Here is a 10,762-nt window from a genome sequence, read left to right on the forward strand (position 1 = left end):
TCCTAAGGCCGGGGCCCGACGTTGATCTTCCGAGTCATCTGATCGAAGACGAACGGCTCGTCCTCCGGCGCCAGCGCGAGGTCTCGCTCATAGACGTCGAGTGCATGCCTGGCAGCTTCGACGGGGTGAGAGGCCACCCACCGCGTGTGACCCCAAACGTCGACCCGTCCGTCACGCCAGATGTTCTCGCACTCGATCTGGATCTCGGTGTCGTTGTCGATCCAGATTCCGAAAAGGCAGCACCCTTCGAACCTGACCAATGGTCCATCCGGAGCGAAGCGCAGCGAGTAGGACTGGCTGCCAGGGCTCCAGTGCACGTCGTAGAGGCCATCGGCTTCGGACAAGTGCCGTCCGATCTCTCGGCCAAGCTTGCGCCCTAGATCGCCGCTGTCGACGTCGACGAAGAAGTCGGTGGGTGGGACGTCCTGACGGTCACTCATCGAGCACCTTGAGCTGGCGCTCGATCTCGTCGGCACTTGCGTTCGCGTCGCTTGCTGCCTTCCGAAGCACAATCGCCAGGTCTCGAAGTGCGCCAAGAGGTACCTCGCTGTCCCCGGACGCCCAGCGCTGCGCCGTCCGGATTGAGACGCCGAGGTGACGTGCTAGGTCACTTTGCCAGCGGTGCCCGAACGCGTGTTCGGCCGCCCTGGAGAGCAAGTCCTGGCGTTCCCGTGGTGTCATGTCGATTCCTTCTGGACGGTATCGCCACGTAGGGCGGAGACGAGTTCGGGCGTTGACGGCAGGCGCGATCCAGACGTGCAGTAGCCGCAGTTCTTCTGAATCCACGTGTCGCCGTCGCCACCCATGTACGTGACGGACCACAACCAGCCGTCGGGCGTCAGGACGATCCATCGCCGGAAACCGCCGAGGGCATGGGAATCGTCGCGCCAGAGAACCTCGCCCTCAGGCTCCGCGCCGATGTCGGGGCGATCGTCGGACTTTTCGATCCGAGCGATAGCAGCCCGACGGCGCGAGACGATCTCCTTGGCAACGCGAGCCTTCTCCTCGGCGGCCTCGAACGTCTCGATCTCCTCGGCGATGGCGTTCTCATAGTATGCGTAGCAAGCAAGTTCGCCCTCGCAGCCTGACGGCCAACCCATCGAAGAGGACTCGTCGTCGAGTCGGAAGCTCCTGCCGTGTCCGGTAATGCGTACGATGTTCTCCCCGCGACGCATGATGGCTCCGACGGCAGGGGCACGAGAGAGAAGAGTGCCGAAGCGGCTACGGCCCGTTGCCCGATCCTGCTCTGCCGCCTCCACACGTGCACGAGCGCGCTCTTGTTCGGCCGCCTTGGCCGCTTCCAGCTTGCGCTTGTGACTTGCGACGACCTCGCCGAGTTGCTCCACGAGAACGTCGAACCGGCTCGCATCGCCGAGAGGCACGGTGTACCCGCCGAAGCGCTCGTTCTCCTTGAACGAACGCGATCCACGCATCGTGCCGACCGCTCCCAGGTAGACGCCGTTGACCGGACGTACCGTTGCGGTGCGTTCACGGACGTCTATCGAGACGCTAGCGTGTGTGGCGGTCAGCCTAAGCTTCTCCGAATAGGATTTCGCGAGGTCGACGTAGCAAGTCTCGGCCGAAGCCTGCATATCGGCCAAGGACGCCAGTTGCTTCTCGTAGCGCTTCGCGATCGACCAGCATCGATATGCGGAATCCCATTTCGCACCTGGGATCCGTTTCACCGCAGAGACGAGGGCCGCGTCGTAGGTAAAGCGGACCTGAATGCGCTTTCCGTCCTTCGTGAGATTGGTAGCGAGGTTCATTTGTGTCGGCCTCCGTGCCGGTGGGCGTCGGCCTATGCCGATCACCATGTCGTAAATATACGACTAAGACAGACCGCAGACAAGAGGGTGGTCGTAAAAATACGACAGCTTCTTGTGCGCCGCTGGATCACAGAGGTCGTTCCGAGCGACAAGGTGATTTTCGTCCGGTGTCGATTTCGGCGGAGAAACCTCGCTGACGCTTTCCTCCGCCCCTTGCTCGCTCTATCCACGAGTGGGATCGGGAGCGAGCATGACGCACAGTTTCGTCGCATACATCGACGAGTCCGGAGACGATGGTCTTCGTAAATTCAGGCAGCCGGGCGCAAGCGGCGGATCATCGTGCTGGCTCGTGCTTGGAGCCACGATGTTGCGGGCGACGAACGATCTACAATCGGTCGCTTGGCGAGATCAGATCAAGTCGCAGATGCCCGAAAAGAAGGGCAGGTCGATCCACTACAAGGACATGAACCACGCCCAGCGCGTAATGGCCGTTCGGCATATGGCTACGTTGCCTATCCGAGGGCTTGCCGTGGCTTCCAACAAGCTGACAATTGATCCTGCGACGTACCCGACGAAGAACCAACTCTATTGGTATCTTACACGCTACCTGATCGAGCGCATGTCCTGGCTCGCCGGCGAGATGAGGCGCATGGTTCCGGAGGGGGACGGTCGGGTGAAGATCACGTTCTCCCGCCGTGGTGGCATGCAGTACGACGAGTTCAAGGACTATCTCAACAGGCTAAAGGAGGATCCGCGAGTGCGGATCAAATGGCCGGTAATCGACATAGATGCGGTCGAGGCGGAGGATCACTCTCGCAATGCCGGTCTGCAGCTCGCCGACTTCGTCGCTTCGTCCGTCGCTGCTGGCTTCGAGCATGACGTCTACGGGAACTGTGAGCGACGCTACGCCGAGATCCTGAAGCCGCTCCTCTACAACAACAGAGGTAACTACCTCAGCTACGGCGTGAAGGTGGTTCCAAACGAGCAGGGCATGGACCTTTCGGCCGAGCAGCGGAGGATGATCGAACTCTTCGCCCATCCCCGCGCTTGATACCGGTAGACAGCCCCCTGGCCCATAATTGCGATCTCTCGCCTGCAATCCGAAGACTGCTCTGGGGTGTTCCAGCGCCTGACCGTCTGCATCGGATATAGGACAACCCCTATCCGATTCATATCCCCAAATCTGTTCGGAGAGTTAACGTTTTATTAATCGAATCGAGAGGGCTAAGGGCTCGTCTGGATTGCCCATACTATCTCAAGCCACGCCTGACGTAGCCGGCCGACACAGTCTTGGTGATGTCGTCAGCGATCGCATGCTGACCGCGCACCAGGCCCGCGATGGCTGCCCGCAGGTTGCCCCCTGCCGCCTCGATCACCTGGTCAACGACGGCATCGAATTCGTCCAACGAATTCGTAATTGGCTGCGGTTGTCCCATCGTCTTGCTCCTCGATTCGCCCTGTATCGTCTCACGATAGACGATAGACGCTGGACGTGAAGACAATGTTCCTATTTCGTTCTCCAAGACAGGAGGCGATTCACAGATGAATGTCAAAATGATCGGGGAGGCGCTCGACGCCGGCTGGACCGTGACAGTGTACTGCGCGTACGGACGGCGAGAGGGCCTGAAGTCCATCCGCGAATGCCGCCACCGCCATGACATCGACCTGCCAACGCTCGTGTGGACACGAGGGCGTGGGATGACGCTGGCAATGCTGCCCGAGCGCATGCGGTGTCCGAGGTGCGGGAGTAGGCGGGTGCGGCTGGTCTTCACCCCACCGGACGGCAGGACTATCGCGGCGGCGTGAACTGTCGCAGAACGGGCGGCGATGGTCGTGGCGGGAGCCGACGCTTTTCCCCTGACCCCCGCGGAACCCGCCGATGTTCCGAGCATGAGCGGCAAGCCGCGGATCGTCTGAACGGCAAAGAGCCCAGCTTGTGTACGTTTCTGACCTAGCATTAATGGTCGCCCGGGAAGAGGATGTGCGGCAAATTATTTCCTTGGGGGCGAGATGCTCAACTATGTCAACGAAATCGGCAGCGATGCCGAACCGACTGACGCGCCTCTCAACCTCCCCACTGGCGCCGCCGGCGAAGTGGATCTCGAGGCGATGGCGACGACGCTTCTTACGCTCGCCAAGCGCATCCGGGTACTGTTCGGTCTGGCGCTTGCGGAGGCAGGCTACCACAACGGCCAGGATCACCTGCTGATCTGCCTCGTTCCGGGGAAACCCGTGACCGTTTCCGCCCTGGCCGTCTCGCTCGACGTCAGGCCATCCACTGTTTCAAAGATGCTGGACCGCCTGTCCGACAAGGGTCTCGTCGAACGCGGACAGCTGAGAACGGACGCGAGGATTACGACCGTTCGCCTGACTCCGGCGGGCGAGCAGGCTCAGAAGGAAATCGGGCGTCGTTGGTCGGACATCTGCCGCCAGGTGGCAGCCGGGCTCCCGGGAGATCCCGCTGCGACGATGCAGCATATGCGGAGCATCAGCGACGTGCTCGCTGCCCGGCTGGCGAGGCTGAGGTGACTAGAGGGAGTGGTCCCGATGTGGACCAGGAACGGGACAAGAGCTTTTGGCTGGAGCTGGAAGCCGCATCCAAAGGGCTTTCCATCGCAGGCGACAAGGGGCAGGCCCAGCGCCTGGAGCAGCTGTTCGAAGAGATGGCCTCGGAGGAGCGGGCCGGCGAGGTCGATCGGATTTCATCCGACGCATGAAGACGGGCCGTCGAAGCTGCAACGTGTCCAGGTCCTGCCGAAGCTTCGACGGCCAACCAAATTTTCGGGCTGCTCCGCGATCCACGCCTCGGCTTCGCTAACAGCGGCTGACTGGCGGTCAAGACACAACGCCGGGCGGAGGACCCGGGCGTCGCCAGGTCATCGTCCGAAGCCGGACAAGCAAATAGACAGAAACCAACGTCGGCTGCAGGGTATTGGGATCTTTAGGTAAATCCGGAGGCCCCTATGCCTAAATTCTTCTTGAACATCCACAAGGACGGGCAGACCGTCAAGGACGAAGAGGGCGTCGATTTTCCCGACATCGAGTCCGCTGTCGAGGAAGCCATGGCCGCTGCCAGAGAGATCATCGCGGAGAACATCAAGCGGAACGAAGCGCCGTGCATTGGTCACGCGTTCGAGATAATCGACAGTCGCGGAGCCGTGCTTCGCACCCTGCCGTTCTCCGACAGCCTGCACCCGGACTTCGGCGCCGTCCGCCGATAGCGGTTCCGGGCAACCGCCAGCCGCGCATAGAGTCGGACAGGAGTTCGGTCGTCGCCGCGTGACGGAACCGAAATCATGCATGGCCGCTATCCTCGAAACCACCCTCGAGGATCCCGGCTATGAGCGACACATTCTAAACCCCCACCGCCGTCGCCGACGCGCTTGATGACGGCATGCCAGCGGTCAAAGCCTTCCGGGAGTCGTCTGGCCTCGCTCAACACGACGTCGCGGCTGCAGCAGGGATGACCGACGAGCGGCTTGCAGAGATCGAGCAGGGGACGTCGACGCCGAGGGGGTTGGAGCTGGCGATGCTGTCTGACGTGCTCGACGTGCCCGTCGATATGCTGACGAACGAGTGATGGGCTCAGGATGGGTCTACAGATCGAGCTTCTGACTGCTGCCTCACCGACAGCTTGTAAGCAGACAGCAGGCCTAGCGCTGCCCCGACGGCCGTCCAGACATACCGGTCGGTGCTTTCCTCGCTCTCGGCAAACTGAGCCGCAACGGCGAATATAGCGAACGCCCCGACTAGTATACGCTTCCACCGCTTCGGCCTGAGTTTGCCCGATAGTTCGAGGACTAGGGCCGCCACGCAGTATGCGGCGACGCCGGCGAGGACGAGTCCGAAGGCGTGGGAAATCAGACTGTCGAGTATTCGGTCCACGTTATTTCCAGCCGTTCGAGTGATGTTAGATGGCAATATTGGTGTGACAGGCCTGAGCTAGGCTGTCGGAAGCACAGTCCAGATCTGCCAGATTTGAAGAAATGCGCCGACGGCGATCATGCCGAGGAAGATTGCCAAGGCAATGAACCCTGCTCCTAGGCCCGCGAGGAACATGAGCCTGTGTGTGAGAGCCTGCCATTCGGGCTCCGGCATCTGCGCGAGAGATCGGAACCAGCGGCGGCGAGGGGGAGTCGGTTCGTCCATACCAGGGACGGTAGCACGAACCCGATGAGGTCCGTCGCCGCTCGTGAGGCCATTCTTGCGTTTTACACGAAACACGGATCAGGTCGGCAATCGATCGACGGAGCCGATATGAGAGAACGCGGATACGAATTCGACCGCCTACCGCCCGCCGCCCAGGACGACATCGCTCGTTTGGAGATCGAGCTGTATGACGCGAAGGGCACGATCCTACACGCCGGGGCGGCTTTCCTGATCGGCGTAGGGGCTCTCTCCATCGCGTTCGCGTGGCTCCGCGAAATCTGGTCGTTCGTCTATACTGGAAGTGCGACGACCGGGGTCGGCTTCGGTTTGCTTTGGATCGTGGTCGGCGTCATCTTCTACGCGAGATCCGATCGTGCGAACCGCAGGTCGATGGATTGATGACCATGCGTCCCGCGAACGTTCGCACCATACACACGATCATCGTTGCGGCCGTGTTCCTCCCCACGGCTGCCCTGGCCCAACAAGCGGCGTCGCCGGAAGCGGCGTCCGGCCCTGTTTGGGGTTCGGTGCCCGACTGGCTCAGCGCCCTCGCGAACCTGATCCTCGCGGTAGCGGCCTGGCTGGCGGCCGGAGCCTGGAAGAAGCAGATGCGAGGCCAGCGCAAGCTCGCGGTGGCCGAGGAAACCATGGTGCAGTTCTACGAGGTCCGTGCGCTTCTTGAGACTCTTCGACCCGAACTGGGAGAGTTCGTGGGATTCGGAAAACCGGAGGACAAGCCGGCGCTCTTCGAAGTCGTTCGCAAGCGCATCGAGAATGCATCGGACACGATGTCGGCGTTTTACGCCAAGAGATTCGTCGCGGTCGCGAACCTGGGAAAGCCAGTAGAGACCGACTTTAAGAAGATGCACGCCATCTATCTCCGGATGCGGATGTGCGCTCGCATGCTCGCGCTCGACCTGGAGGGCACGGACTCGTGGGACATCTACGGCGAGGCGGTCTTCCGTAGTCCGAACAATGCCGTGACCGAGGAGATCGATGGCATCGTTGAACGCGTCGAGGCGACGTTCGAAGCAGCGGTCGATACGGAGATGCGGTTGCCGAAGGGTTTCGTCGAGGCCGTGGTGACCTACGCGTTCCTGCCTTTTCGGTAAGCTAGGCCGCCCGCAACCGCCTGCTTTCCCGGATCGCTTCCTGGGTGCTCTCGAATGCGCCCACGTCGCCGCGCACGCGGTTGTCGATAAGCGTCCCGCATGCCCTCGCGTCGATCAGGATCGCACAGCCGGCCATCACATGAGCCAGGTGGAGGATGTGACTGTCGGACGCGAAGTCTTCGCCTTCCTGGATCTGCATGAGGTGCCGCCCGATGGCATCGAGATACGTCGTCATCTCGATGCCAGGACGGACCTGATCACGCCAGTTACGGACGCCGTAGCCCTTGTCGATGGCACCATTTCGAAGGGCTTCGACGCACCAGGCGACGGCCGTTGGCGGCAGGACGTGGAGGTCGGACGGCACCTTCGAAGTGGCGGCAACGGCCTTGGGATCGGCAGTTCCGGTTTGTGCAGCAGCCTGCTGCACAATTGAAGGCTGGTGAATCGGGAAGTCGTCAAAATCGGACACGCCGCCGTACTCGTTCACGACAGGCTCTCCCGGACCCGCCTTCGCCTCTGCCTCCGTGACCGCGGCAGGCACGTCACGACGACGCCGTTCCGGAACGCGAGCGTCCGGTCCCCAGCGCGGACGTAGCCGTCACCGAGCTTGAGAGCGGCGTGAAGTCGTGGCGGGCAGACGAGGTCGCGAAGGGCGTCGACGGTAGTGTCGAGAAGCGCTGCCCCGACTTCGGCGCGGAGGTGGTCGCTGAGGCTAGGGAAACATCCCATTAGGTCGATGCCTTGAATGCGTCGAGCCAGCGGATAGCCGAGAATTCCGACACAAAGATCTGGAACCTGCGTCGCAGCCACAATCCGAGAGAGTCTGCGGCCGGAGCGATACCGAGCGCGAAGGAGCCGTCGACCGAAGGCTCACATGATCAAAGCGAGAGGGGTTTTGTATGACGCAGAAGGGTGGAGGCTGTGTGGAAACGGATTGAGGAGGAAGCTGCGGTGGGCGGGCGAACGGTTCCCGTCTCATCCCCGCATCACGGCGATGAGCCCTGGTGCTCCCAGCAGGGCGATGGCCCGTTTCATGTTGTAGGCGAGGACGTGGAGGCTCATCTCCGTCCCGACGTTCGGCAACCTCCGCGTTTTGAAGTGGCTGCGCCCCATCCAGTCCTTGATCGTGCCGAACACATGCTCGACGGTTCGCCGTCGTATCCGCATGGCATCGGGCATGCGATCAAGTCGATCTTGCATGGCCTCCACCACATGCTCGTGCTCCCAGCGCGTCACCCGCCGCTCGTTGCCGGTCGTGCAGTCGGGCTTCAACACGCATGATCGGCAGACGCTCGACCAGTAGCGGTTCAAAACGAGACCGTTCTCGATCGTGGTCGTGCGCTTGGTGAGAGTCTCGCCGGCTGGGCATCGATAGGTGTCGCTTGGCGCATCGTAGAGAAAGTCCGGCTTGCCAAAGCGCCCCTCCGCCTTGGCGCCCGAGGTCAATGGTTTCGGACAGATCGGTTCAACGCCCGCCTTCTCGCAGGCCAGAATCTCGGCTCCGGAGAAGTAACCGCGGTCGGCCAGGACCGTCAGGTGGTCGGCTCCGGTCGCGTCCTTCGCCTGCCGGGCCATGTTGGCGAACTGCGTCCGGTCATGACCGAGATTGGTCACCTCATGCGCCACGACGATATGGCTGTCCGCATCGACAGCGGCCTGCACGTTATAGCCGACGAGGCCCGTACCCTTTCCATTCGTGGCCATGGCCCGTGCGTCCGGGTCGGTCACCGAGATTTGACGGTCGGGCGCGGTCTCCACCTGACGCGCCATGGATTGCAGCTCGTGCATCTGCCGGCGGAGCGCCTCGATCCGTTCGTTGAGGCGCGTCGTGCGGATCTCGGCAACGTCCGCCTCCTGCCGATCGGCGGTGTCGAGCTTGTCGAGGTAGCGCTCGATGCTCGCCTCGACCTGCGCCAGGCGGAGGCGGATCGCACCGGGCGTGTAGTTCTTGTCTCGCGTGTTCACGGCTCTGAACCGACTGCCGTCCACTGCCACCGTGCCGCCCGCGATCAGACCGACCTGCCGGCACAGGACCACGAACTGCTTGCATGTGGCACGAACCGCTTCGCCGTTGTCGCGCCGAAAGTCCGCGATCGTCTTGAAGTCGGGAGCAAGCTTGCCCGTCAGCCACATGACCTCGACGTTACGGCCCGCCTCGCGCTCGAGGCGCCGGCTCGACTGCACCTGGTTCATGTAGCCGTAAAGGTAGAGTTTCAGCAGCATCGCCGGATGATAACCGGGCCGACCCGTCGCGGCCGCGCCTTCAAAGCCGAGCCCCGCAAGGTCCAGTTCGTCGACGAAGACGTCGATCACCCGGACCGGGCTATCCGCGCCGACATAATCGTCGACGCAGTCCGCCAGAAGAAGCGTCTGGCGCCGCTCGCAGCCCTTGATGAAACGACCCATTCCACCCCTCCAGCACTACCGAAAGGTAACACGAACCGGCGTTTCCACACAGCCTCGGTGGAAAGCTGCCGGTCGGCTTCCAGACAAGTCTCGGCGAAAGCTGCCTTCCCCATACCCTTCCCTCGCTCGCTTCCGCACGAGGCGATGGCATGGCATTTGCGCTCCTTTTTCTGAATTGCGACGACAACCCTTCAAGGCGGCTCAAGCAGTACCGATGGCGCTTCTGCCTTCAGCGAGTGAGCCGCGACCAGATCGTGGGCGAGTTCCCGCTGCTCTATGAGAGCGACCCGCAGTAGCTCGGATCTGAAACAGGCGCTAATTCGCTTGCAATGGGGCTACGATGCCGCGGCGGAGACGGCCGGGCAGAACCGGCAGACGCTCGAATGCAGCTTCGGATCCGCACGGACCACGCAATCCCAGCAATAATCGAGAGCAATTATGAGCAGCGGCATTCACCACGTCACCCTGATCACCCGCCGCGTGCAGGCGAACGTCGACTTCTACGTCGGGTTTCTGGGCTTTCGTCTGGTGAAGCGCACGGGCGGCTACGAGGACAGCACGCAGCTCCATCTCTTCTATGGCGACGCGGCGGGCTCGCCCGGTTCGCTCGTCACGTTTCTCGTTTGGGAAGACGGAGCGACGGGCCGGGTGGGCACCGGTCAGGTCGCGGAGGTAGCTTTCGCCGTGCCGGCCGCGAGCATCGGCGAGTGGCTGACGTGCGCACTTGATCACGGGGTTCCGGTCGAGGGGCCGGTCCGCGAGTTCGGCGAATCCGTCCTCCGCCTGAAGGATCCCGACGGTGTGATCGTGAAGCTTGTCGGAGGCGACCTCCCAGGGTCCCGAGTCTGGGGAGATGCGACGCGCGCGATCCGCAGACTGCGCGCGGTCACCATTCTGACCGACAGACCCGACGAGACGGCAGCTTTCGTAGGTCGGTTCGGCTATCGGCCGGGACAAGCGTCGGGGAACATCCAGCGGATGCTCTCCGATACGGATGCTATCGACATCAGGAATGCCTCGGGATACGTCTCCGGCATCCTAGGAACCGGCACGGCCGATCATGTCGCCTTCCGCGCCGCGGATGTGGCAGCCGTCCGTGCAGCCAAGGCCGAGCTGTCGCGGATCGACGCCTCGCCGACCAGCTTCCACGACCGGAAGTATTTCACCTCACTCTATGTGCGCGAGCCCGGCGGAACGCTCATGGAGCTGGCGACCGAGGGTCCAGTGTGCACGGCGGTGACAAACCAGGCCACAGGAGCGCCGGCATAACGCCGAGTGCGGCGGAGTAAAATCCGGCCAGTGGTTAGGCTGTTCTCTTTTGCAGAGGGC

Annotated in this window: 15 protein-coding genes and 1 pseudogene; 9 read left to right on the plus strand and 7 right to left on the minus strand. The window is 62.4% G+C overall.

What is annotated here, in order from left to right:
• Positions 1-2 precede the first annotated feature (2 nt).
• The 3 genes from IEX88_RS14445 to IEX88_RS14455 are packed head-to-tail and all read right to left on the minus strand — an operon-like array spanning position 3 to position 1,766.
• Positions 3-440 carry a hypothetical protein gene (locus tag IEX88_RS14445; protein WP_188851834.1) on the minus strand — a complete coding sequence of 146 codons (438 nt, stop codon included), beginning with the start codon at positions 438-440 and terminating at the stop codon, positions 3-5.
• Entirely contained in the window at positions 433-681 is a 249-nt protein-coding gene (locus IEX88_RS14450; RefSeq protein ID WP_188851837.1) for a helix-turn-helix domain-containing protein, read from the minus strand. The genes IEX88_RS14445 and IEX88_RS14450 overlap by 8 nt, the downstream gene beginning before the upstream one ends.
• A complete protein-coding gene (locus tag IEX88_RS14455) occupies positions 678-1,766 on the minus strand; it encodes a hypothetical protein (protein WP_188851839.1) in 1,089 nt (362 codons plus the stop codon). The genes IEX88_RS14450 and IEX88_RS14455 overlap by 4 nt, the downstream gene beginning before the upstream one ends.
• 250 nt (positions 1,767-2,016) lie before the next feature.
• On the opposite strand from IEX88_RS14455, the gene IEX88_RS14460 reads away from it, so the two are divergent.
• Positions 2,017-2,817: a DUF3800 domain-containing protein gene (locus IEX88_RS14460; protein ID WP_188851841.1), complete on the plus strand. Its 801-nt coding sequence runs from the start codon at positions 2,017-2,019 to the stop codon at positions 2,815-2,817.
• A gap of 199 nt (positions 2,818-3,016) precedes the next feature.
• Here IEX88_RS14460 and IEX88_RS14465 read toward each other — a convergent pair whose 3' ends face one another.
• Complete coding sequence (locus IEX88_RS14465) at positions 3,017-3,202, minus strand: hypothetical protein (RefSeq protein WP_188851843.1); 186 nt, start codon at positions 3,200-3,202, stop codon at positions 3,017-3,019.
• Positions 3,203-3,776: 574 nt separating this feature from the next.
• On the opposite strand from IEX88_RS14465, the gene IEX88_RS14470 reads away from it, so the two are divergent.
• From IEX88_RS14470 to IEX88_RS14485, 4 genes are all read left to right on the plus strand, one after another.
• Complete coding sequence (locus IEX88_RS14470; protein WP_188851844.1) at positions 3,777-4,295, plus strand: MarR family winged helix-turn-helix transcriptional regulator; 519 nt, start codon at positions 3,777-3,779, stop codon at positions 4,293-4,295.
• Between the two features lie 20 nt (positions 4,296-4,315).
• Positions 4,316-4,483 (plus strand): hypothetical protein, encoded by a 168-nt coding sequence (locus tag IEX88_RS14475; RefSeq protein ID WP_188851846.1) that lies wholly within the window; start codon positions 4,316-4,318, stop codon positions 4,481-4,483.
• Between the two features lie 246 nt (positions 4,484-4,729).
• Positions 4,730-4,987, plus strand: coding sequence for a DUF6894 family protein (locus IEX88_RS14480; RefSeq protein ID WP_188851848.1), 258 nt, complete (start codon positions 4,730-4,732; stop codon positions 4,985-4,987).
• Positions 4,988-5,160: 173 nt separating this feature from the next.
• Positions 5,161-5,346 (plus strand): helix-turn-helix domain-containing protein, encoded by a 186-nt coding sequence (locus IEX88_RS14485; protein WP_188851850.1) that lies wholly within the window; start codon positions 5,161-5,163, stop codon positions 5,344-5,346.
• Positions 5,347-5,351: 5 nt separating this feature from the next.
• On the opposite strand, the gene IEX88_RS14490 is transcribed toward IEX88_RS14485, so the two are convergent.
• Positions 5,352-5,651 (minus strand): hypothetical protein, encoded by a 300-nt coding sequence (locus IEX88_RS14490; RefSeq protein WP_188851852.1) that lies wholly within the window; start codon positions 5,649-5,651, stop codon positions 5,352-5,354.
• A 372-nt stretch (positions 5,652-6,023) separates the two neighbouring features.
• Between IEX88_RS14490 and IEX88_RS14495 the strand changes: the two genes are divergently transcribed.
• Together IEX88_RS14495 and IEX88_RS14500 are read left to right on the plus strand one after the other, a co-directional pair.
• The gene (locus tag IEX88_RS14495; protein WP_188851853.1) at positions 6,024-6,314 is read left to right on the plus strand and encodes a hypothetical protein; all 291 of its coding nucleotides are present in this window, start codon (positions 6,024-6,026) and stop codon (positions 6,312-6,314) included.
• Positions 6,314-7,027: a hypothetical protein gene (locus IEX88_RS14500; RefSeq protein WP_188851855.1), complete on the plus strand. Its 714-nt coding sequence runs from the start codon at positions 6,314-6,316 to the stop codon at positions 7,025-7,027. The genes IEX88_RS14495 and IEX88_RS14500 overlap by 1 nt, the downstream gene beginning before the upstream one ends.
• Position 7,028: 1 nt before the next feature.
• On the opposite strand, the gene IEX88_RS14505 is transcribed toward IEX88_RS14500, so the two are convergent.
• Positions 7,029-7,514: a dATP/dGTP diphosphohydrolase domain-containing protein gene (locus tag IEX88_RS14505; RefSeq protein ID WP_188851857.1), complete on the minus strand. Its 486-nt coding sequence runs from the start codon at positions 7,512-7,514 to the stop codon at positions 7,029-7,031.
• 488 nt (positions 7,515-8,002) lie between these two features.
• The gene (locus IEX88_RS14510; protein WP_188851859.1) at positions 8,003-9,433 is read right to left on the minus strand and encodes an IS1182 family transposase; all 1,431 of its coding nucleotides are present in this window, start codon (positions 9,431-9,433) and stop codon (positions 8,003-8,005) included.
• A gap of 149 nt (positions 9,434-9,582) precedes the next feature.
• On the opposite strand from IEX88_RS14510, the gene IEX88_RS14515 reads away from it, so the two are divergent.
• Together IEX88_RS14515 and IEX88_RS14520 are read left to right on the plus strand one after the other, a co-directional pair.
• Entirely contained in the window at positions 9,583-9,729 is a 147-nt protein-coding gene (locus IEX88_RS14515) for a hypothetical protein (protein ID WP_188851861.1), read from the plus strand.
• Positions 9,730-9,871: 142 nt separating this feature from the next.
• Positions 9,872-10,657, plus strand: a pseudogene (locus IEX88_RS14520) (VOC family protein); the annotation flags it as partial.
• Positions 10,658-10,762 lie beyond the last annotated feature (105 nt).

The sequence above is a fragment of the Aureimonas glaciei genome (genome assembly GCF_014643375.1).
GTDB lineage: Bacteria > Pseudomonadota > Alphaproteobacteria > Rhizobiales > Rhizobiaceae > Plantimonas > Plantimonas glaciei.